Raw genomic sequence first — 22,114 nt, forward strand, 5'->3', positions numbered from 1 at the left:
GAGGGTTATTGCGTGCAACGTGAAGCTGTACTGGAAACGGCGCTATTGGTGATGGAGCGTGAAGGGCTGGCAACTATCACACTGGATCATGTAGCCGGTGAAACAGGTAAAACCGTTGAGTCACTGCAACTTTTTTGGCCCAACAGAGAAGCCCTTATCTACGATGCGCTGCGTTACCACAGCCAGCAAATTGAAACGCACCGCCGCCAGCTGCTGCTGGATGACACGCTGTCTGATGAGCAAAAACTGCTGGCACGCTATAAAACACTGACTGAGTGTGTGGCACAACAACGTTACCCAGGCTGCCTGTTTATTGCTGCCTGCAGTTTCTGGCCGGATGCAGAGGACCCTATCCACCAACTGGCAACGGAACAAAAACGAGCCGCCTGGGAATATACTCATACGCTGCTCAACCGGCTGGATGTGGACGACCCGGCAATGGTGGCAGACCAAATGGAACTGGTTCTGGAGGGCTGCCTGAGCAAACTGTTAGTTAAACGCCACCAGGAAGATGTGGATACCGCAGCCAGACTGGCGCAGGATATTTTGCGCTTTGCACAGTGCCGCCAGGCTGGTGCCCTCACCTGACCGGACACTTTTTGTCTCGCCATGCACAAAAAGCAGGCAATCAGATAATATTTGCCGCGTTTTTGTGATAAAGGCGTTGACGCCCTGCGGCCTTTACGGTTTAATGCGCCCCGTTGCCCGGATAGCTCAGTCGGTAGAGCAGGGGATTGAAAATCCCCGTGTCCTTGGTTCGATTCCGAGTCCGGGCACCACTTATTCAGAGAACCCAGCCTGTGGCTGGGTTTTTGCTTTTCTGAAGCCGGACTCTTCATCGAACTCCGTTCGATTATTCGCCGTAAACGGCTCACCCCTTCGGGGCCAGCGCGGCAGGCGCGCTGTTCAACGCCTGAAGGCGTTAGTCCGAGTCCGGGCACCACTTATTCAGAGCCTGTTCGTTAAGAAATGAGATCCTTAACGGGCAAGACAAAGTCCCGGACTAATCATCGTGCAGGGTGAAATGAAGTTGTTCTGCATCTGAGGGTTTAGGGATTAAGAATCCGGATGATGTTCCCGCATCATTCGGATTTCTCACATCCCAACATTTCCAGTTACAGGTATTAAACTTCTCATCGCTACTCTGTCAACGATTTGTAAAGGAAAAAGTCGCCATTTCTTCCCGTTTAGATATCAATCCCTTATAAATTTGTCCTGGGATTACTTCTAAGCGGCATACGCAGCTTCAAGGTTACGTCTCTGGTTTCCATGTTGGCCTCCACATATTCCAGAGTCACTGCAAAGCTGGAATGACCGAGTAGCATCTGCACATCATTCAGACTTCTGTCAGGCCTTTTCATCAGGGCTACCGTTCTTTCTGACCCCTTCGCGCAATTCCTTCCAATACCGATTACAGATGCAATGGTTAAGTAAACCTCTCGCTACTGATAATGGAAGGGAATTTCATGTTTACGACACCGTTCTGGCCCGCTGCTGACTCATACCATATCCACATGATGGATATCCCTCCTCCTGACTCACTTTCGCCCGCTGCGCTGGACCTTATCCACCAGGCTACGCGTCTTGCAGAGGCGGCCAGTCATATTCACCCGGTTTCCACACGGACCGGGAGTACGCTGCTTCAGTCTGTTGAAGAAAAGCTCAGTATTATTTGTTTCAAGCTTGCTCAGGAATTTGACGACCCGGATACCTGCAAAGCGTTGCAGTTACGTGCAGTAATCCTCTCTGACGCCAGCACAGCAAAAGAACTTCTCCCGCAAATAGCAGGGCTGGATGAACAGGAGTTGGTGCAGGGAATAGGTTACATGTCGACATGGGTTGGTAAGTCTCGCGCGCAGCATTATTCCGCCTGGTTTGGGTTAACAGCAATGACACGCTCTGTATTGCAGGGTGATACAGAGGCAGCCCTTGCATTCCTGCAATGCTATTCACCTCATCATCAGCGTGAAGAGGCGGATCTACTGCTGAACCGGCTGGGTAAAACTGTTGACATGATCGAGTACGACCAGAAGATTAAAGGCTTTACGTTATGATCGAATTTTCAAATGGTTTCTTACTGAGCCTTTCGCTTTGTCTTGACATCGGAATTGCCAATATCGCCATGATTACCCTTGCCATGCAACGCGGATATTTTCATGGTTTCTGGCTGGGAATGGGGACTTGTGTGGGTGACCTGGCATATGCATTACTGGCGCTGGCGGGAATGGCCGTACTGCTTCAGTATGAAGCCGTACGCTGGATACTATGGATTGGCGGTGGCGCGATGCTTCTGTGGTTCGCCGGCAAAATGCTGATTGCCGCTTTCAGGAAGGCTTCGGAGCTTAACGTGAGCGAAACCCATCAGTATCGCCCGCTGCTGCGTGAATTTGGCCGGGGCGTGGTGCTTGCCATGTCCTCCCCCACGGCCATTCTGTGGTTTGCGACAGTAGGTGGTGCGCTGATATCCCGGATGGGCCAGCACAGTGTTACGGCAACGTCCTGGTTTCTAAGTGGCTTTTTCATCGCAGGAATGTTCTGGACCTGTGTCTTGTGCCTGGTTGGAAGTTTTGGAGGCAGACTGCTTGGTCAACGCCTGCTTAAATATTCCTACATAGCGTCAGCGCTCATATTCAGCTATTTTGCGCTTTACGTGATTGTGTCAGGGTACAGGGAGTTTATGGTTACCTGATCTGACCTGCGAAGCATAGTGATGGGGGGTTGTTCCCATCACTTTGCGAAATGCATTAATGAAATGACTCTGATCGTAAAATCCCAGCATTATCGCCGCATCAAGAGGATGCACGTTTCTGCGAAGCAAGTCGCGGGCATGGTGCAGACGAAGCTGCATATGATACTGCAGAGGCGGCATACCTGTATGCCGGGTGAAGAAGCGAACAAGATGATATTTGCTCATCCCCGCCAGCTGCGCGAGCATCTCCAGCTGCGGTTTTACGCTGAGGTGCTCCCGCAAATACTCGATAACAAGATAGATTTTCTGTTCGTCAGATCTCTGAAGTAGAGCTGGCGTCTCAAGCAGCTCACCACAAAGTAAAATCAGTTCCTGCTCCTCATTCATGCCCCACTCCAGTCGGGCTGATGTTGCAAAACGGTACAGCGCGTCAAACAGGCGACTGTTATTGATTATGCCTTCTCGCAGAACAGGTGCTTCATGAGGGCTATTGAGATTGTCCACATCTGCAAGCATTTTTATCACTGCCTGGGGTATGTGCACACTGATGAATTCCACGGCTTGAGTCTCAAAACGCGAAGCCTGAATGGTTCCCGGATTATATAAGGTAACCTGACCACTTTTAACATAGGCGGTTTTCCCTGCCAGCCAGATTTCCTCTACCCCCGTCAGGTTTGCACTGATGACATATTCATCGTGAAGATGTTTCGGAAAGCCCGAATTACAGGCTCTGACCCGCGAACACTCTATGCCATTTCGGCTAAACCATTCTGCAGACTCTAGTGACAACGTATCTGGCCTTATGCAGCAATAGTGAATAATTATTAATAAAACCATTTGCTGAACGCTTTTTCAACTGGTGGCCTTAGGGCTCCAGCGAATAAATTACCCACAGGGGTGCAAGTTATTCCATATATAGGCTGTATTCGCAGTGATTTGTCTGTAGAGGCAAAACGAGGCTTTGTGGCTTGATATGGCGTGCTACCGTATATTTCTTGGTGTACCACGATCCGAGGGAAGAAATTGGACATATATACAGGTGGTAACCGATTTTCGGGCTATTTCCTGACAATGGCTTCACCAGAAGTGAATCAGTTGATGAATACAGCACTTGCTGTATCGGGGTTTCATATTAAAGATGCCCTGACGCGCGTTCGTTTTCTGGACAATGTGCACCTTTGCAGTAAACCAACTTGCCCGTGGCCTGGACATCTATTCCCTTTCCAAATTGCCTGGTCACAGCGAACTTAGAACAACAGAAATCTACGCAGATATTCTGGAAACCCGCTGCACAGAGGACATGCAGACTTTTCCGGATATCTTCGATGAGTCATCAGACTAAGATCTTTTTCACAGCTAAAAGAATAGATGTTGAAGAATAATTATAAAGATAGATACAAAGTGACTACTGTAACGATATCAATTCATATTCTAGTAATTGGATCAGTTCTCTTAGAAGTCAGGAGTGCTATCTTTGCACGATACTTGTGAATTGCTTATTTCGTCCTGAGCTGCTTTCCTGTATTGGGCAGGGGCAACAGACATCACGCGTTTGAATGCATTGCTGAATGCACTGTCAGAAGTATAACCAACCGAGGCTGCGGCCTCGGAAATTGAGGCTCCCGCCCGAAGCTCACGTCTTGCAAGGTACATTCTCCATTGTGTCAGATAAGTAAGCGGAGGCACGCCAATCATCTTGCGGAATCGAACTGCGAGAGATGTTCTCGACATCCCAGCCTTTTTCGCCAGTTCTTCAAGCCCCCAATTCCTTGACGGTTCACTATGAATGCTACTAAGCACAATGACTAACCGTGGATCACCGAAGCCTTTAAGCCAGCCTTCATCACTATCCGGTGCGTGTGCCAAATAGGCCCGAATGGTTTGAGTAAATAACAGCTGAGCTAATCCTGATATAGCTGTCAATCGACCTGGTCGTGCACTCTTCATTTCAATCACAAGTTGCCCAAGCAACCATGCAATAGGTTTGGCTTCATCGCTTACGCCCCGTACATGTATAAGCGGCGGCAGACCATTGAGGAGCAGTGTCTGTCGTTCAGCATCAATCTGGATCATACCGCCAAGCATGGTAAAGTCGCTGCCCTCACCGAGCCGATATTGGTCATTGCCGTCCTGGACAACAGATGTACTGGTTGCCTCAGGAACAAGTTCTGCGGTACTGGCCAGTGTCAATGTCCGTGTCCCATTCGTGATCAATACATCACCTTCATCTAGTCGGGCTGGCTCGGACATCCCATCAATGGAATACCAGCAACTCCCGTCAGTTACAGCGCAAAACTTAATTGCATCCAGATTCGTGAAACGACGCGCCCATGCGCCGCCCGCTATTAACTGCCCAGAAAGTTGGCAGTGAGCCTGAAGAAAATCCAGGAGATCTGAAAGAGGGTCGGATTGAAAGTTTGAACTATCGCGCATAAAAAATGAACTTATGGATATTCTTAGTACATATTCATGAGTCTATCATGCAATAACTCACTCGTCTCGGAGATTTAGCATGCCTCTTAATCATTTCGTAACACTCGGTCGTTCTGGTTTACGCGTCAGCTCGTATTGCTTGGGCACTATGACTTTTGGTGAAGATTTCAGCTGGGGCGCAAGCCCAGAAGAATCGTTTGCCATGCTTGATGAAGTTACTTCGACACTTATTGGTGCAAGGCGACTTGATCAGCTCAAAGCTAATCTTGATTCTCTTGATGTAACGCTATCCTCCGGGCAGATCAGCAGGTTAACTGGAGTTTCTAAACCGCGACTGAATTTCCCTGCTGAAAATAATAAAACTCTGGCACCAATGCTTGCTTTTCCTGGTACGACAGTTGATGGACGAACTGTACTTACGCCAGACCGACTCTCTGAATGATGGGGGACATATGAGAGAGCATCATATTGCCGTAAATGGTGTATCGCTGCACGTTGTTGAATGTGGTGAGGGATCCGCGGTGCTGTTCTGTCATGGATTTCCTGACACATGGCGTAGCTGGCGTCAGCAAATGAACGCTGTCGCCCATGCAGGCTATCGGGCAATCGCATTAGACATGCGAGGATATGGGGAGAGTAGTGGCCCAGACGAAGCATCAGCATATACAGCATTGAATATCGTAGGTGATCTTGTCGCCATTCTTAATCACATGAATTGCGAGACAGCGACATTGGTTGGCCATGATTTTGGGGCTGTGGCTGCCTGGACAGCCGCACTCATCCGGCCTGATCGATTCCGGGCAGTTTTTGGCTTGAGTGTGCCGCCCTTTGATTTTGACGGTGGGAATTTTCTGTCTGAATTACGGGAAAAAGGACAGCATGATTTCTACATGTTTCGACAAATGAGCCCTGCCGCAGACAATGAATGGGCTGATGCCAAAAATACGATCCCGGCGGCTTTCTATTGGACGTCAGCAGAGGCTCCAAAAGGAGAGCGCTGGCATCCTATGGATATCAACCGAGGACTACTTAGACCTACTCCGGTAAAGCGACCAAGATTTGTTGAACCTACCGATTTCGCCTTGATGATCGACCAATTTAAAAAGAATGGATTTCATCGTCCACTGAATTACTACCGTGCATTGGAATCCTATATCGACATGATGCCGGCCTTTGCTGGATGCAGAATTCAGGTCCCATCTTTTTTTATCATTGGCGCAGCAGATGGACTGAATGAGCTGCACCCTGTAACGACAGAAATACTACAGCACGTCCTTACTGATTTACGCGAATTTATTGTGTTGCCAGACGTAGGGCACTGGCCTCAGCTTGAGGCACCAGAACAAACAAACAGCGCATTAATCGGCTTTTTGGATGCCATTTACTGATGAACCCATTTTCAAATCAGCTTTTATGAGGAATAGGAGGGATAACAATGAATACACCTCAGGAATCCATCGGTTCAGGCTTTAGTCGGGCTTCCACAACTGTTGACATTATCAAGGGTGTTAACTTGGTTGGAAAGGTCGCTATTGTCACCGGAGGCTACTCAGGCCTCGGGCTTGAAACAGCCCGTACACTAGCCTCCGCAGGTGCCAGAGTTATCGTGCCTGCGCGCAATGTCGAACGTGCGCGTAAAGCCATCAACAATGTTGGTGGCGGCATGGAAGTCCAGCCAATGGATCTTACTCATCCTGACTCTATCGATAATTTTGCACGAGACTTTGTAGAGACAGGTCTGCCGCTCCATCTGCTCATAAACAATGCAGGGATAATGGCACTGCCTGAACTGACGCGGGACACACAAGGTAATGAGCTTCAATTTTCTACTAACCATCTCGGCCATTTCCGGTTAACCATTCGACTCTGGCCAGCATTAAAGCGAGCAGGTGGTGCCCGAGTAGTATCAGTTTCATCTGCTGGACACCGATTCTCACCTGTCGTTTTTGAAGACATTAATTTTGTTCACCGTGACTACGATGCTTTCAAAGCCTATGGTCAGTCGAAAACGGCCAACATACTCTTTGCTGTAGGCCTTGACCGACGAGGTAAGGATTATGGCATCCGTGCCTTTGCACTTCATCCGGGGGGAATTGCGGGAACAAATCTAGGTACTCATGCTGGGGTTGAAATGCTGAAAAAGACCGGGTTTATCGATTCGAACGGCAGACCAGTTGTTGACCTGGCCCGTGATCTCAAGTCTATATCGCAGGGAGCCGCGACCCATGTCTGGTGTGCAGTCAGTCCACAACTCAAAAGTAAGGGAGGGGTATTTTGTGCTGACGCTGATATCACATCTGTATTGCCTGACAGCGACTTCCCCAATCTGGCTACTGAAGATCGAACCAATCGGGGTACGGGTGTCCAAGCCTATGCAATTGATCCAAATGCGGCTGATGAGCTTTGGCATAAAAGCGAAGAGCTCACAGGTGTATCTATTCCGTGCTAACCAAGTTGTGATGGCGTAGTGCTTGTCGCTTGCCATCATCATTTATCAAAGAAAATCGTCATATGAAAACCCGTCGCCTTGAACGTACAGCTCAGGCTACATGATGAGGGCTGTGTGTTATATCTCCCTTGCCAGCAAGTAATCCATCAATGGAAATATCCTCATCAAGAGAATCCCAGTGTATGCCACGCTTACTGAACTCATATTCACAACGATCCTGCTCAGAGGCGTTTAACAGTTTGGGAAACCACACCAGAGGGATCCCCATAACCCGGCCATCACTTAACTCAACCCACATCGTGGTTTCGTCAAATTTCACATTCTTAGCTGAAATAGTCATTCCAGGCCTCCACAAACAATGTCTGATTGTGCTCTATCATTTTTGTTAATGCCCGGATTGTACGGGTATCAAAACCATCATTCCGGCTTACTTTAACCGCCCCATCAGTCCAAAATTTTGCTTCGCCTGCTGCATTACGGATATGAATATGGGCAGGCTCACGCGGATTACCGTAGTTCGAGTAAAAGAAAAATTTTAATCCGTTTAGCCTGAGTATAACCGGCATAAATAATTTACCTCACTTAACGCACGATTATCCTGAATAAAAAATCGCCAGTCAAACTGGTGCCAAGAATAGATAACTCATTGATTATGTTATGAAATAGCGTGAATGGCTTTTCGACAACTGCCATAACCATGCCCAAGGAACGGTATGTCATCGTCAAAAGCCATCGGTGGTTCATTCTGCGGATTTCGTGGCGCTGACTGAGCCTGCTGCGGTTGCTGATTGACAAAAGCGCACTAAGACCGCTCAGCGCCTGCTTAATGCCGGTATAAATCCCTGTTCCTTGCCGCTGCTGATTCCCCATCATGTACGTATCTCCCTCACCGGACAGGTGCATGTTTTGCGGACTCACCAGCCAGCGCAGCAGACTTTCCTCCCAGTTCCAGGTGGATCTTGCGGATCTTGCCTTCATCATATTGACCGTCCGAGTGTCAAAACTTTCCAGTAGGCAGTTTCAGCCCCTTACTCGATGCGCTCCACCAGTCTTTACGGTTGGATATACGTCATATCTTTGAACTTGATCGAGTCTTTAATCTCCACACATCCTTCACGATCTTGAACATCTACAGTCCCTTTGATATCTGCACCGCCGTCATCTTTGAGCCAAATATACGGAAGGATTGGAATATTATTTCGCCCTTATTTTATTGATCAGCTTCATTACTATAATGTATATCCCTGTAGTAATAATTAATACAGAGAAAACATCAATATAGAAATAAGCATCATAGTTCGATTCTGCATTTACATCGCCACTAATAAGCAGGGCGAATTTACTTGCAAGGGTGTGGTTAATATAGATTTCAGGATTAGCAAGAATCCGAGCTACGGCAAAAATAATAATTAAGAAAAATATTTTTTTGCGACCCTACGGGCAAGCGTTTGAGCCATTGGCTACTACCTCAACCCAACCCCGAGCCATAAGGGAACGCATACAAGGCACCTGCATCAGAATCCAGTAATTACCCAGTGGCAATGGGCCATCACCCTTAATGGCACCGCAAGCCCCCTTGTTCCGGTAAATACCATTACCAGAATATTATGCTGTGATGACTTCCACGATGGTGTGTATAAAAGCCCAAAATAAAAGGCATATGCCCTCAGAATGTCAGGATAGCAGCCCTCCCGTGAGATATTCAGAAAACGCTAATCAGGCATATCTCAGATAACGAAGCGTAGACAGTTGTTACTACGTTCCTCTGCACAAAAATCAAATATTACTCAGGGCAGCTATTCCTTTCCATGACGAATACTGGACGTAAATAACTTACATCCAGCCACAGTACTTAAATTTAGCCAGGCAAATGAGCGAATGGATTCAGCGCCAACAGGTTTATCTGTAACTGGCTGTGTAGCAGCATGATAAGAAGGATCAACGAAGTACATACCATTTGAATAATCACCGCCTTATGTAAAAGAGCAGTGTTTTCGTCCCAACCGAGCTCACCGGGCTGGAGTGTTGTCAACGCCTTGTTAGCTGGATCGCGTAAACGTTTTTCCGCAACTGAATCAATGATAAATACCAATACACTGAGGATGAACCATAGTTGAAACACTCGATACCAGTCTTGTAACCAAAACATGGCTACGCCACTCAGTATAAGTACCCAGCCTGCGATATTGTAATAGGTATCAGCCACACTCAAGCCTTTTAGCAGCAGGTTTTTGTTGTCCCCCTGACAACGTTTTAAACGTGCAGAAAGCCAGGGGGAAAACAGCAATGGACCAGTCGCAGAGACAGCTGCCAGTGCATGCAGTACTTTAGTAATATCGTAACTTAACATCATTTTCTCCACTTATATGAGCATTGCGCCATACAGTACGTGAGAAACGAAATGACAGGAATGTTCAAAAAAAACAACTTATAGAATGAAACGGTCAATTTGCCTTGTTCTGATTAATCAACCTTAAGCAAGGGGGAGTCCTGCAAACATTTCCGAACCCTCCCAGGGCAATTATCGGCTACCCGCCGGAACCAGTGACCAAAAGAGTCGCCGGAAGAGAAGCCTAACATTGCAGAGATCTGGCCGTTAGAAAGCCCATTAGCCAACCCTTGCCAGGCCACTGTAAGGAGTAGACGATTATGCCATTCGGTATAACGCATCCCGGTTTCTTTGCGGAATAAACGAGCCAGCGTACGCTCTGTTGCCCCAACCAGACTCCCCCACTCACTCAGACTACGCCGCTGGGCCGGGTTATCTATTAGACTACAGGTGACCTTTTTAAGGCGACTATCTTTCGGTAGCGGCAAAGACAGATTGCTTTCAGGCTGTTCTTCTATCTCTTCAAACAGCATTTGTAGCATACTGTTGCGACGTGCCGGTGTAAGAGGCTGCTTAACATTCGCCAGCCTCTCGCATAACGCTACGATAAGTAATGAAGAATCCAGCGGCTTTATTTGGGAAGCAGGCAAACAACACAGCTCCGGGGTAATGTAGAAAACGGTCAGATCAACACGGTTATAGGCCCTTCCCCAATGTATCTTATCAGGCGGTATCCACACTGCCATGCCTTGCTTAAGCAACCACTGTTGATCTGGCGTATGCCCGTAAAGTACCCCATGATTGACCAAAACGAATTGCCCCAGCGGATGGCTGTGGGGCAAATTTTCTTCTTCCGCCACCCGGTCCAGAACTCGTTCAATGACCAATGCATCGTAATTTGTTGTTTGATCCACTAATTTCACCAAATACTTATTTTTTCGGGTATGTGCGGGGTAGCAACAGCGTAAAACATAAACCTGTCAACATACTCACCCCTAAAATACCAAAGCACACCTGAAAAGCATGAATACCAGACAAATGGAGCTGTATTGCCGCCAGGGCATTTACACCTAATGCAGCCCCCAAATTACGCAGAAACTGCACCGTTGCCGTCCATGCTCCCAGGCGGTCGGCAGGTGCTGTATTTTGTGTAAAAACCAGCGTAGTAGTGGCCGTAAAACCCATCCCCAGCCCGATCAACAGAAGTGCAACAGCCACCAGCGCGATCATATGATGCCCCAGGGCAGGAATGACCAGAAATGCGCCTGCCGCCAGCAAAAACATACCGAAAAGTGCCATATATAAATAGCCTGTTCGGGACAATTTACTGCCACAGAATGCAGCGCCAATCACCCATCCCATCGCAGCCAGCATAATCAGGAGACCCGTTGTTGCTGCTGAACCAGATTGTTGGCTCAAAGCCAAAGGCATCAGCGTGACCGAGGCATACAACCCCGCACTGGAAAGTAGCACTAAAATAATAACGGCAACCAACTCTCTACGCTGAAGAAATTGTAACGGAACCGGGCTGCTTTCTGGGCGCGCACGAACCCGCAACCCTAACAGCAACAGCGATATCAACATTGCGGCCCACAATACAGGTATCATCCCGTTCAGACCTTTCGGCTGGCTCATTAACAATAACAGGCTGCTTGCCAGAATAACCAGGAGCAATTGCGCCAATATATCAACGCGTACTCTGCCTCCCCCTTTCCCTACCACTGGGGTCAGCCATAACAACAGCAATGCCAGCAGACCTACTGGAAGGTTGAACCAAAAAATCATGCGCCAGCCAAGCGTGCTTGCAAGAACACTGCCTAATAAAGGCCCAACAATCGCGGAAAGCCCCCATACACTACTCAGCATTCCCTGCATTTTCCCTCGTTTATCAATGTCAAACAGGGCTGCCAACATTGAATAAGACAGTACAATAATGCCACCGGCTCCTCCCCCCTGTAACGCCCGCGCCAGAATCAATACAGGCATACTCGGGCTCAATGCGGCAAGGACCGAAGCAGCTAAAAATAACATCAGGAAAAGTTTGAGCGTAACAGAAACGCCGAGTCTGTCACCGCATGCCCCCGCTAACGGAGCCACTAATGCTACTGGTAACAGAAAAGCTGACATAACCCACGGATAGAGGGCCGGGTGACCCAGTTGTTGACCGATTGTAGGCAACACAGTAGCAACAATAGTGCTATCCACGGCAGCCAGAAATAACGCCGCAATCACTGCTAATACACCCAGGCGCTGATTATTTTGTGGTATTTCTGCCGTTGTTAATGTTTGCTTTTTCATAACTGACTCAACCCTGTATGAACCCGTGACGCCAGAGAGAACTGACGAACAACTGCCGCCGTCTCTTCATCCATATAGTCATCCACTTTGCGGATCAGGTCGCCAGACTGAACTTGCTCACGAAAGCGCATGGTCATATCCAACTGCGTTTTCGCAGCGTGATTACCCTCTGTGTAATCCAAATCAAACGCCGCTTTGACAGTTTCAGCACTTGCCTTTGCCAACTGGGTATTCAGCGCCTCCGTCTCCTGGATCAGGTGATGCATGCGCTTACGCTCTGCTGCCGTAAAGGTAGGGATTACTTCATCAAAAATAGCGTGATCGCACCGAATATGGCGGGCTTCGTCGAGCCCATGGAAATGCAGCAGTTTCGTCAGGAAGCTATGTTGCATAGGATCCAACACTTTAAGCCGTCGCTCGAAGACGGTAATAACCGACTCCCCCACATACGCCGTGGAGCACAGTGCCGCCAGCTTAATCAGAGGTGCATCATTTTCATTACAGTAAAGTTCGATACGCTGCCTGAACAGGTTGTTCTGAAGCTTAATATCGCGCCCCGACAGATGACGAACATACTGATAGAAACTGTTGGCGTGATTAATTTCTTCAGCTGCGAAACACGAAAGCGCGTGGTAAAGACCATCCCCGGCAATAAACGGCGTGTTACAGGCCTGCAATTCACACAACGTACGGCTCATAACGGTGGCCACATGCATTTCAATTTCGGCCAGTTGCGCCAGTTCTTTGTACAAATAGGCCACGGCCTTGTCTTCCTGACCCATTTCGCCCACCAGCGCACGCGAGAGAAAATCCAGTTCGTCACCCACTGCGGCCTGCTCCCACGGCATTCGATTAGGATGCAGATAATTGAGATGGGCATATTCATTGATTTGTTTAAAAAAATTCATAAGGAATGATCCGTCAGGCAATATAAGAAAGTGCGTTGAAAATAGTACGGGATTTATCTTCGATCTGGCGGCGGCCATGCATCACACGGGTGTTATCGATCAACACGATGTCGCCGTGCTGCCAGCCAATGTCATAAGTGAAGCGATCGCACACAGCCTCGGTCTCTGCGAGTAGATCAGCAGGGATCTCCTTGCCATCAGCGAAAGTGATCAACGGTTTCTCATAGTTATTGGAAGGCCCAAAGATACTGTTAGCAAAGTTGAGCATTTCCCGTGGGTTAACGCGGCTGGCCCGGATAGCCGGCGTTTGGAATTGATAGCGAATAGAGTTGTCATCGTTAAGCGTAATACTCGCCCCTGGCGTTCCCATGCTCAGTGATGACAAGTGCGCCAGTGTGGTCTCTTCTACACTGGCGGGAGCATTTGGCTGGCCTGCAAGTGCATGGAAAGCATACGTTTTCCATTTTTTTTCTTCCACACGGCGGGAATACATGATATCTCGCGCACTAAACGCGGCGCGAGCGTGTGAGCTGAGGTGCTGGTAGACCTGTTTGCCATCGCAGACTGTGGTTTGTGAACCATACTCAGGTGCCTTTTGGCAATAAAACCAGCAGAGATCGGGCCAAAACGGGCTGTTGCCATTCTCGCAGTGCAACCCCACTTTATCGTAACCGGCATCCACCTTTTGCGCTGTATCACCATTAAAGCTACGAGCAGGATCAAGACTAATACGCCCACTAGTTTGACGAACCAGACGAGAGAAGCGTTCAATGCTGTGTTTAAAACCGCGCAATACAACATAACCGTGCCCGGTAAGTTGTGAGAGCAGGTAATCTGGCAACAGACTGGTGACCTCACCTCCGTTCAGAGAAGTAACAATCAGCCCGGTATCACTGATGTGTGTAGTTTCACGAATGTTCATGCTTTAGCTGTCTCTTGTTGGGCTAAAAAGTCAAAGATGGCGTTACGGCGCGGACGACCTGTAACAGTAAACAGGTGTTCCATAATTTCGGGGGTGTGGGGGAGTAAAACCGGTTCAGCAATATGCTCGATCTCATTGAGATTTTCTCGGGCAAACGTAGCAATGGCCTGACGTATGGTTTGGGCTTTTGCAATATCCTCCACCACAAAGATGCCATTGAGGAACTGCTGCCTGTCACCATAGACGATGACTTGCAAAACTCCGGGTACAGCGCGGTAGGCGGACTCCAGCCATTCAGGCGAGATATTGCGGCCATTCGCAGTAATGATCATGGTTTTCTTGCGACCAATGATGGAGATAAAACCATCGTCATCCTGGGTCGCCAGATCCCCCGTATGCAGCCACCCTTCCTTATCGACTGAACAACTACTGGGATCTTCATTCGAATAACCCGCAAACAGCGAAGTGCTACGCAAGCAAAGCTCTCTCTCTTCACTGATTCTAATTTCGACATGTGCCAGCGGCTTACCCACAGTGCCAATACGGTTGGCACCACGCGAGTTCCAGGTGGCGACAGAACTGTTCTCGCTTAAACCATACCCTTGATAAACCGGGATACCGAGTCTATCCAACTCGAACAAGATCTCTGCGTTAACTGGCGCACCACCAGCTGCCAGCAATGGCACTGTTTCTCGCCCGAACAGTGCAGTCAGCAGGCCAGGTTTTTCGCCATGTGCCTGAGCTTTTTCTGCTAACGCCTCGACCAACGCAGGAGTTAACGTCAATGATGAAGGTTTCGCCTGGCGGATAATAGCCAGCCGCTCCGACGCCGTGACGCCAGGGCTGCCCAACGGGGGCATATCACGCGGCGGCATTACCACCGCTCCGCCGGAGGTCAATGGCATATACAAAGCTGTCACCTGTTCAATCAACAGGCTCAGTGGAACCAGATTCAAATAACGTTGGTAATCCCCTTTTTCAGCGCGCAGCCAAAGCGCGTCAACTAACGCATCTAAGCCGTGGCGACGAATCTGCACGCCTTTAGGTTGCGAAGTGGTACCGGATGTGTGGATCACTTTGATAACGGTATCTTCAACCATTCGTGCGGCAGTATGTTTTAATGGCGCTACCCCAGCCAGCGTTTCACCAGAGATTATCGCCATCACCTCCCCGGCGAGTTGCAACCCGCCCTGCTGCCACTGCGTTAAACGTTCGGCCCCTGTCTCATCGGTCAGAATGACTTTGCAGTGTTGTAATAACCAGGCTGCCTGCTCACCTGAGAATGCCAACGGAACCGGGACTTCAGTCAGGTTGGCCAGCAACAGTGCCACATCCGCCAGCACCCACTCAGGTGTGTTTCCCATCACAACCCCCACAAGCGCACCTTCCGGCATCAGTGCCAACAACTTGGTTGCCAGGTGGTGCGCTTCATGAATAAGCACGCCATAGGTGTAGTGAATTGTTTCCCGATAGTGACTATCCTGATCTTTATGAAGTTGGATCACCGCAGCCGCCTGCGGGTTTTCTTCAGCCTGGGCCAAAATTGCATTCAGGATATTCATGCCGCTACCTGCGATAACCCCAGAGGTGAACGCGCCAGGTGTTCAAATTCGGAGAAAACCAAACGCCCGCAAAAGTGATTAAACAAATGCCCACACTGTTCCAGTAAAATCACACCGGTTTGTGGTGCCTGATCGTAATAACTGCCCCAGGCCGCCTTCTCTTCAGGTGAGAGGCGGGTGGAAGAGGCTTCTGCCAGCATGGTGAAAGGAATTTGATGGAAGGCCAGTAATTTACGTAAACGTCGGGTAGAGGTACAAAGAATCGCTTTGCTGCCCATTAACCACGCAATAATAGGAACAATACGGATAAGATCTGCGGCAACGTTGGGATTATCAGAAGCCAGCGAACCAATTTCTACTACCTGGTGGCGAGATAACGATTGCCCGGTTTGCTGCAAGATTAATGTATCTAACGGCGTATCCAGATAACGTTCAGAAAATAAGTGCTGACCTGGCGCAGCAAAAGAAATCCCCGTACAAGCAACTAACTCCCCAGAACTTTTATTCTGGCAGGAAATAATAATATCCGGATCGGGGTTAATCTTAGCCTTGTAATTATCAGAATAAATTTTCTCGATATACTTTCGTGATTTCTCAGCTTGTTCGTCATGCCGATAAATAATTTCAATCCGTGTTGAAGATGCATCATCACACTGTTTTTTATGCAGAAAGGCACTCACTTTAACATTCCCTTAGGTTAAGCGTTAACATAAATAATGTTAAAACTTTGTTTTTCGCTTTGAAATGTTCTATTAAGACAAAAAACCGTACAGAACAGACAAAGAGTCAGTTCTCTTGAAGTGAATCGATAAAAATCAATTAGTTATTATACAAAAATCAACTTAAAAGTATTTCAAAAAGCTACAAAATGTTAAAATAAATAAAGAAAATAACTATTAAAGCCTGAATGGGATGTGACTACCTGGTTAAATCCCGGCAGTAAAAAATGCATAACTATGCATGAGCATTAACAATAATATAGTCTCATGATAAGTCAGCTTACTATTGTTACTTGTAATCACTCATCAATATCCGTCTGCCAGGACTCGTACCCCCGAAAACTATTGCGACTCGCAAAATGTCAGAATATGGGGGCTAAACAAACCAACTATTCGGTATCTGTATCCTGGAGGAAATATCAGAGAACAACTGATGAATTGGTTTCAGTATCAGGTATTGCTCAGTGGGGGAATGGTGCCACGCACCGCATAACTCAGCGAGGTTGATAATTTAGGATATTTGGCGATTCATCATATAGCACAATTCAGGATGAGTTCCATCAAAGTTACACTCTATTCGGAACCGTTATTGAGAGGATAATACTTATATAGCGATTTATTGCGCGGCCTCTATGCACGTTACGCTATTGGCATACCAAGCCACCTTAATGGAGCAGCCTGACCAGGAGGATAGCGCAGACTATCCAAATGGCGATGAACACGCCCGCCGCCATGCGGCTTACCGGTTGTCCGGTAGCTTTAGCCGCGGTTTCTCGGTGCTCGTTCATTACCTCTGGTGGGATAAGCCTCACAACCAGCATGATTCCGAGTGGAACAATAATGATGTCATCCACATAACCCAGTACGGGAATGAAGTCGGGGATTAAGTCGACAGGCGAGACAGCATAGGCCGCGACAACCAATGCAAGCACCTTTACGAACCACGGGGTACGTGGATCACGAGCGGCAAGCCATACCGCATGCACGTCCCGCTTGATGCTTTTTGCCCATTGTCTGGCTTTTGAGATTCGTCCTTTTGTCATCGTGGTCATTTCCTCTCGTTACTCATTCCCGCGCGGGGCAAGGCCAGTTCTCACACCAGACTAAGAAGTTACATGTTAAGCAGAGACACCTTATTATGATAAAACAGAACAATATCAAACAGCATAAAAACAAACTCCCTTTGATATATAGCGTTTTATCTAACCTTTCATCACTGCTTATCCTGTGTCTTTAGCTTATCTATAGAAGAAACGCGACTTTTACATTGGTTTATTTTGCGTAGAAATCACCCTGCCCCGGTTGTAATAAAAATCGTTTCCGGTAACCGGAAACCACGCAGTTTCAGCAGGGCCAGCGGGCCTTCTCCGGCTTCGGTACGCAGGGTGTAGTTCAGCGCCCGCCCGTCCTGAGCCTGCCAGCTCAGGCTGTAGCTGCTGCCAACACCCGGATATGCACTCACCGTTGCCTGCTCCAGCAGGCGTATCCAGCCCCAGGCTCCCGGTATATCCGCATACAACCGGGTTCCGGCTGGGGTGCTCATCCAGCTTAAACGGGCACCGGCGGCTTCTGTATCCGCAGGCCAGGCGAAACGTTGCCAGACCGGCATCTGGTTCATATACACCAGCGACTGATTGTCAATCACCATGTCGGTCTGCATCACGCCCCCGGCCGTACCCGGACGCAGCTCAAAATGCATACCGGCCTCCCCTTCAGTAAAGGCCACATCAGCGATATGGCTCAGGGTATTGATGGCCCGGAGGAACGCCGGGTTGAACACCAGCCCCTGTGAACCGGCGCTGTCCGGCACCCACTGGCTTCCTTCGCGGTTCAGCACCCCCTGCAGGCGGGTTTGCAGAAACTGCGTGATGCGCCCGGAATCCGTATTCAGGTATTTTGCCAGCAACGGCAGTGACACATCGCTGCCGGTGTTGTTGAACGGATAGCGGCCGCCAAAGGCGCGGTACCACTCACTGACCACCGCCTGCTGCCACTGTGCATTGAGGCTGTCTGCCGCCGGGGCCAGCACCTGCTGCCAGGCCTGCTCCAGCGGGCTGACAAACAGGGTTTCCCCCAACCCCCGCCACTCCTGCCCCAGGCCTGCGGCGAGCAGGCTGCCGTAGTCGCGGGTTTGGGTGAGGTCCACGGTTTTGCCCTGAAAAACGGCCTGCGCAAGGCCCTGCGCCATTGCCTGCGGGTCGGCCGCGTGGGTCACCTGCTGAAGGCGCAGCCGCACCCGGGTGACCCGGGTCAGATACGCCTGCAGGCTGTGTTCCTGCTGCCCGGTGCGGGAGCTGTCCGTCAGCGCCAGTAACGGGCCGAAGGTGTTGTCCAGTGGACCCTGCATACCCGTACGCTGGTCAGTAACCCCCTGGCTGCCACTGTTCAGCAGGTTTCGGGCCGATTTCACCAGCGAATCAGAGATGGCTTCCCGGGCCTGCCCGGTACGCCCCTGCACGTTCAGGGTGTTCATCAGGGCAACCAGGGGCGACTGGCGTATATCCGCCATCAGCGTTAACTGGTCAGTGGCATCCGACAGTGTGGCCGGGCGTTGCCAGCGCAGGCTGTTAAGAAACGCCAGCCAGGCACCACTGAAATCCGCAAAGTAGCGGTCCGTCAGTTGTTGTTTCAGTACTTCAGGCGCCATGGCCTCCTGCAACGACACGGACTGCTGGCTGTCTGCCAGTACCCAGTCATGCTCATCACGTCGTGCCGCCACCACGCTGTCAATGGCTGGCTGCACCGCCTGCTCCCAGGCCTGGCGGGTGAACACGCCCGGTACGGTTTCGCCGGTAGTGAACAGCCGTGACACCTCCGTATCGCCGGTCATGTCTTCCAGGCGCATGTCGGCGTACAGGTGCGCCACCTGCGCCAGCATACTCTGGTACAGGGAGGTTTCGCTGTTACGCTGCCCTGTCAGGCGAATAAGCAGGGTGCGCACCTGGCTGACCAGTTGTTTATCCTCTGGTAACGCCCCCTCCGGGTGGGCGGCAAGTTGTGCGCCATAAAACGCCAGCAGTGACGGTGCCATCCCCTGCCAGACCGGGTCTTTAACTCCCTCACGCCCCGGCCAGCGCTGCAACAGGGTGTGCGCGAACCAGTCCGCATCCATATGTTGCGGGCGGGTCAGCATCAGGTAGAGCTTCAGCTGGTCACGGGCGGCTCCGGCCTGCCGCTCACGCTGCGGGCTGCCGGGCGGCAGCGCGGTAAACGCCTGAAGCTGCAAGTGCAGATGTTCCGCCGCGGCATCCCGCAACAGGGTGTGTGCACTGGCCTGGTAATGGGGCAACAGCGCAGCCAGCAGGGCATCATTCTGGCTGAGGCCGGCGCGTGTATACCAGGGCGCGCCCTGTGCAGCCCGGTACTGTAAACGGTCCAGTGTTTTCTGCAATTCAGCAAGCGCCTGCAGGCGGGCCGCCAGCGGCAGGGTTTGTTGTGCGCTCACCACCACCCGGGCATGGGCATCCGTGATATGGCTGCGGTTACTGACATACGCCAGGCCGGACCACGCTCCCCACGCCAGCAGCAGTCCGCATGCCGCGGGGAATAACACCTTCTGCCGGGGTGTCCCTGTTTTGTGGGGGCGCAGCGGTGGCGGTAATGCCCGGACACCGGCCGGTAACACGTCCCAGCTGTTGTCCATAACCCAGCGGGACGGCGCAGACGGCTGCGGCGGGGAACAGGGCTGGCTGAAGACCACTCCGGCCAGGGGAAACGGACGGTAAGGGCCTGTCATTGCCGACAGCGGCCCGGTGATACTGGCAGGCTGGCGTGTCAGCTGGTCGGCCAGCGCCAGCAGAAAGGGGTGCGGCACCCGGCAGCACACCTGCTGTACGCCCCGGGAAACCAGCTCCGGTACCATGGACGCCAGTGTCTGTGCCAGTGTGTCCAAATCACACCCGGCAGGCAACAGGCAGCCGGTGGCCTGCACGGTGCGGCCTGCCGGCTTCCCGGCCCGCGGGTGCAGCGACCAGACATACACCGGCAGTTGCCAGCCCGCCACCGCCAGGCGTTCACGCAGGGCATGCACCAGCGCGTTCATCTCACTGCCTGAAGGTAGCGGGCGCGGGGGTTCCGGGTTGGTCGTGGCAAGCTGGTCGAAAGCGGAAGTCACCCACACCAGGCCATCTGCCGGGCGGTAACGCAGCTTACCCAGCGCCGCCAGCCAGGCGTTGTCGGCAGGCTCAGACGGGTCTCCGCCCCACAACAGCAGGGTACCGCCGTCTTCCAGCCAGCGCTCACGGGTGAGGCCCGGCGCCAGTTGCTCCACATCAGAAACCGTCCCGGTTACCAGCAGCATGCGGATTTTGTGCCGCCAGAAACGGCCGTGGAGGTGGCTCATTGCAGCGCGAATAGCAGCAACGAAAGCATCAGGAGGTGTGCCGCAAGTAATCCTCAGTTCGTCACCAGGCAAGGCATTATTCTTCTGCTCACTCCAGCGATGAAATTGCTCCCGCATAAACCGGAAGATAAATGGCATGTAGAAAATACTTAGCAACATCAACCATGTGGCTGAAAATACTGCCCCCAGTTTCAGTCGGGTATCAAGGCCATACTGAGGCCCAAAATGAAAGAGAAGGCCCCCAATAAATAATGAGATGAAGACAACAAGACCAACAAGCCCTCCTCTGCCCCATGCACTACTCAACGTCATTACTTTCACTCCCTGAGGTAACGGTACTGATAAAATGCTCTGAATCTGAAGTAAACAGCCCTAAAACCGATGTTTTTCTGACAGCAACAATATCGGAAAGCAGGGCTGCCAGCAGCCAGGCGCTTCCGGTGCCAGGAATTCCACTGTATTTTTCCATCACGTCTGTTTCCTGTGGCTCCCATGAGGCCTGGTAAGTGAACCCTGCGGTCATCACATCAGCAAGCCGCTCATGCCATTGACTGGTGTCGCAAAATAGATTGTGTGCCTGGCAGGCGGCTGTTTGTGTTTCCAGAAACAACCCCATATCCGCTTTGAAATTAGCCATATCCAGCGGCATTGGCCGCAAAATGCGGGCAGCGTGAGGGAGTTGAAATTTTTCGGCGACATCGTCACTGGCCAGGAGCACACTCGCCAGTGCATCGGAATATTGTTCAGTACCGCTATTTTGTAATAGCAGGACCAAATCAATATCCAGAACGGGTTGTTTGAGGCGCTCTGCAACCCAGGCAAAAGAAAAAGAGTCACAAAATGAAACTGAAGCTGGCTGCGCTCGTTCAGGGAATACGCTGCCCCATGCCTCACGGAACAGAGCTTCTGCCCCCCCGGCAATGCAGTCAGCCACAACGGTGACATTAAGCGGTACCGAATCAGGCAGCATGGAGATGGCACGCTGCACACCGGCAACCCCTTGCTTTAACAGATAAGCGACAGTGACCGGCGGCTCTGCGCCAAAATGACAAGTTCGGGAAAGAAATGGCTCCGCTTCTGCGGCACTGGCTTTAGCAATAGATTTTGCAGTGACGCCTGAAGGAAGCAGGATACAGCTACCCAGCACAGCCACATAGCGCTCTGCCCAACGCTCCCATTGTTGCTGCCCATACCTGGCTTCCTTATGTAAAAACTGATGCTCATTCACAGCCCTGCCCCAGAGCCAGCCACGGAGGCAAAACAGAAAAAACCAACCCAGCACAGGGCTCAACGACAGCCACCAAATATTGAAAACTGTTAACACATTGACCCTGCCCAGGGCATGTAAGATAAACAGCATCATCCCCACAACAGCCGTAATAACGCCAACCAGGAGCCACCGCCCCAGCGCTGGCTCCGCTGGCAACACCGCCGTTGCCGCTTTAGACCGTTTCCACCCCATT

General features: G+C 50.6%; 21 protein-coding genes, 1 tRNA gene and 3 pseudogenes. 8 read left to right on the forward strand and 17 right to left on the reverse strand.

Going from position 1 to position 22,114, the window contains the following annotated elements; translation table 11 throughout:
• Positions 1-12 precede the first annotated feature (12 nt).
• The 4 genes from MPHASIOC01_RS24960 (at position 13) to MPHASIOC01_RS24975 (ending at position 2,689) form a co-directional block, all read left to right on the forward strand.
• The gene (locus MPHASIOC01_RS24960; protein ID WP_064598188.1) at positions 13-588 is read left to right on the forward strand and encodes a transcriptional regulator; all 576 of its coding nucleotides are present in this window, start codon (positions 13-15) and stop codon (positions 586-588) included.
• Positions 589-703: 115 nt separating this feature from the next.
• Positions 704-779, forward strand: a tRNA-Phe gene (locus MPHASIOC01_RS24965).
• A 687-nt stretch (positions 780-1,466) separates the two neighbouring features.
• Positions 1,467-2,054, forward strand: a complete 588-nt coding sequence (locus MPHASIOC01_RS24970; protein ID WP_064598186.1) for a hypothetical protein — start codon at positions 1,467-1,469, stop codon at positions 2,052-2,054.
• Positions 2,051-2,689 carry a LysE family transporter gene (locus MPHASIOC01_RS24975; RefSeq protein WP_353613515.1) on the forward strand — a complete coding sequence of 213 codons (639 nt, stop codon included), beginning with the start codon at positions 2,051-2,053 and terminating at the stop codon, positions 2,687-2,689. The genes MPHASIOC01_RS24970 and MPHASIOC01_RS24975 overlap by 4 nt, the downstream gene beginning before the upstream one ends.
• On the opposite strand, the gene MPHASIOC01_RS24980 is transcribed toward MPHASIOC01_RS24975, so the two are convergent.
• Positions 2,660-3,478 (reverse strand): AraC family transcriptional regulator, encoded by an 819-nt coding sequence (locus MPHASIOC01_RS24980; protein ID WP_353614979.1) that lies wholly within the window; start codon positions 3,476-3,478, stop codon positions 2,660-2,662. The two genes, MPHASIOC01_RS24975 and MPHASIOC01_RS24980, sit on opposite strands and share 30 nt — an antisense overlap.
• A gap of 385 nt (positions 3,479-3,863) precedes the next feature.
• Here MPHASIOC01_RS24980 and MPHASIOC01_RS24985 point away from each other — a divergent pair.
• Positions 3,864-4,031: pseudogene (locus MPHASIOC01_RS24985) on the forward strand (site-specific integrase); the annotation flags it as partial.
• Between the two features lie 110 nt (positions 4,032-4,141).
• Here MPHASIOC01_RS24985 and MPHASIOC01_RS24990 read toward each other — a convergent pair.
• On the reverse strand, positions 4,142-5,122 hold the full coding sequence (locus tag MPHASIOC01_RS24990; RefSeq protein WP_064598182.1) for an AraC family transcriptional regulator: 981 nt from the start codon (positions 5,120-5,122) through the stop codon (positions 4,142-4,144).
• Positions 5,123-5,201: 79 nt separating this feature from the next.
• Between MPHASIOC01_RS24990 and MPHASIOC01_RS24995 the strand changes: the two genes are divergently transcribed.
• The 3 genes from MPHASIOC01_RS24995 to MPHASIOC01_RS25005 are packed head-to-tail and all read left to right on the forward strand — an operon-like array spanning position 5,202 to position 7,571.
• Positions 5,202-5,564, forward strand: a complete 363-nt coding sequence (locus MPHASIOC01_RS24995) for a hypothetical protein (protein WP_353613516.1) — start codon at positions 5,202-5,204, stop codon at positions 5,562-5,564.
• Positions 5,524-6,510 (forward strand): alpha/beta hydrolase, encoded by a 987-nt coding sequence (locus MPHASIOC01_RS25000; RefSeq protein WP_353613517.1) that lies wholly within the window; start codon positions 5,524-5,526, stop codon positions 6,508-6,510. Before MPHASIOC01_RS24995 ends, MPHASIOC01_RS25000 begins: the two co-directional genes overlap by 41 nt.
• 47 nt (positions 6,511-6,557) lie before the next feature.
• Positions 6,558-7,571: an SDR family NAD(P)-dependent oxidoreductase gene (locus tag MPHASIOC01_RS25005; RefSeq protein ID WP_353613518.1), complete on the forward strand. Its 1,014-nt coding sequence runs from the start codon at positions 6,558-6,560 to the stop codon at positions 7,569-7,571.
• A gap of 91 nt (positions 7,572-7,662) precedes the next feature.
• On the opposite strand, the gene MPHASIOC01_RS25010 is transcribed toward MPHASIOC01_RS25005, so the two are convergent.
• The 15 genes and pseudogenes from MPHASIOC01_RS25010 to MPHASIOC01_RS25075 form a co-directional block, all read right to left on the reverse strand.
• A complete protein-coding gene (locus MPHASIOC01_RS25010) occupies positions 7,663-7,911 on the reverse strand; it encodes a DUF2442 domain-containing protein (RefSeq protein WP_064598178.1) in 249 nt (82 codons plus the stop codon).
• Positions 7,895-8,137: a DUF4160 domain-containing protein gene (locus MPHASIOC01_RS25015; protein ID WP_353613519.1), complete on the reverse strand. Its 243-nt coding sequence runs from the start codon at positions 8,135-8,137 to the stop codon at positions 7,895-7,897. The genes MPHASIOC01_RS25010 and MPHASIOC01_RS25015 overlap by 17 nt, the downstream gene beginning before the upstream one ends.
• Before the next feature lie 89 nt (positions 8,138-8,226).
• Positions 8,227-8,358: pseudogene (locus MPHASIOC01_RS25020) on the reverse strand (single-stranded DNA-binding protein); the annotation flags it as partial.
• A 310-nt stretch (positions 8,359-8,668) separates the two neighbouring features.
• Positions 8,669-8,764: pseudogene (locus tag MPHASIOC01_RS25025) on the reverse strand (type VI secretion system tube protein Hcp); the annotation flags it as partial.
• A gap of 241 nt (positions 8,765-9,005) precedes the next feature.
• A complete protein-coding gene (locus MPHASIOC01_RS27725; protein WP_074388810.1) occupies positions 9,006-9,161 on the reverse strand; it encodes a hypothetical protein in 156 nt (51 codons plus the stop codon).
• A 268-nt stretch (positions 9,162-9,429) separates the two neighbouring features.
• Entirely contained in the window at positions 9,430-9,924 is a 495-nt protein-coding gene (locus tag MPHASIOC01_RS25030; protein ID WP_353613520.1) for a hypothetical protein, read from the reverse strand.
• A 110-nt stretch (positions 9,925-10,034) separates the two neighbouring features.
• The gene (locus MPHASIOC01_RS25035; RefSeq protein ID WP_064598971.1) at positions 10,035-10,814 is read right to left on the reverse strand and encodes a helix-turn-helix transcriptional regulator; all 780 of its coding nucleotides are present in this window, start codon (positions 10,812-10,814) and stop codon (positions 10,035-10,037) included.
• A 16-nt stretch (positions 10,815-10,830) separates the two neighbouring features.
• A complete protein-coding gene (locus MPHASIOC01_RS25040; RefSeq protein ID WP_353613521.1) occupies positions 10,831-12,198 on the reverse strand; it encodes an MFS transporter in 1,368 nt (455 codons plus the stop codon).
• Positions 12,195-13,106 (reverse strand): hypothetical protein, encoded by a 912-nt coding sequence (locus MPHASIOC01_RS25045; RefSeq protein ID WP_353613522.1) that lies wholly within the window; start codon positions 13,104-13,106, stop codon positions 12,195-12,197. Before MPHASIOC01_RS25045 ends, MPHASIOC01_RS25040 begins: the two co-directional genes overlap by 4 nt.
• Positions 13,107-13,119: 13 nt before the next feature.
• Entirely contained in the window at positions 13,120-14,028 is a 909-nt protein-coding gene (locus MPHASIOC01_RS25050) for a TauD/TfdA family dioxygenase (RefSeq protein WP_353613523.1), read from the reverse strand.
• Entirely contained in the window at positions 14,025-15,590 is a 1,566-nt protein-coding gene (locus MPHASIOC01_RS25055; RefSeq protein ID WP_353613524.1) for an AMP-binding protein, read from the reverse strand. Before MPHASIOC01_RS25055 ends, MPHASIOC01_RS25050 begins: the two co-directional genes overlap by 4 nt.
• Positions 15,587-16,270 carry a thermostable hemolysin gene (locus MPHASIOC01_RS25060; protein WP_064598163.1) on the reverse strand — a complete coding sequence of 228 codons (684 nt, stop codon included), beginning with the start codon at positions 16,268-16,270 and terminating at the stop codon, positions 15,587-15,589. Before MPHASIOC01_RS25060 ends, MPHASIOC01_RS25055 begins: the two co-directional genes overlap by 4 nt.
• 704 nt (positions 16,271-16,974) lie before the next feature.
• Positions 16,975-17,352, reverse strand: a complete 378-nt coding sequence (locus tag MPHASIOC01_RS25065; RefSeq protein WP_156519059.1) for a YkvA family protein — start codon at positions 17,350-17,352, stop codon at positions 16,975-16,977.
• Between the two features lie 245 nt (positions 17,353-17,597).
• On the reverse strand, positions 17,598-20,963 hold the full coding sequence (locus MPHASIOC01_RS25070; RefSeq protein WP_353613525.1) for an ImcF-related family protein: 3,366 nt from the start codon (positions 20,961-20,963) through the stop codon (positions 17,598-17,600).
• Positions 20,950-22,113, reverse strand: coding sequence for a hypothetical protein (locus MPHASIOC01_RS25075; protein ID WP_353613526.1), 1,164 nt, complete (start codon positions 22,111-22,113; stop codon positions 20,950-20,952). The genes MPHASIOC01_RS25070 and MPHASIOC01_RS25075 overlap by 14 nt, the downstream gene beginning before the upstream one ends.
• Position 22,114 lies beyond the last annotated feature (1 nt).

It is taken from the genome of Mangrovibacter phragmitis (assembly GCF_040429585.1).
Classification (GTDB): domain Bacteria; phylum Pseudomonadota; class Gammaproteobacteria; order Enterobacterales; family Enterobacteriaceae; genus Mangrovibacter; species Mangrovibacter phragmitis.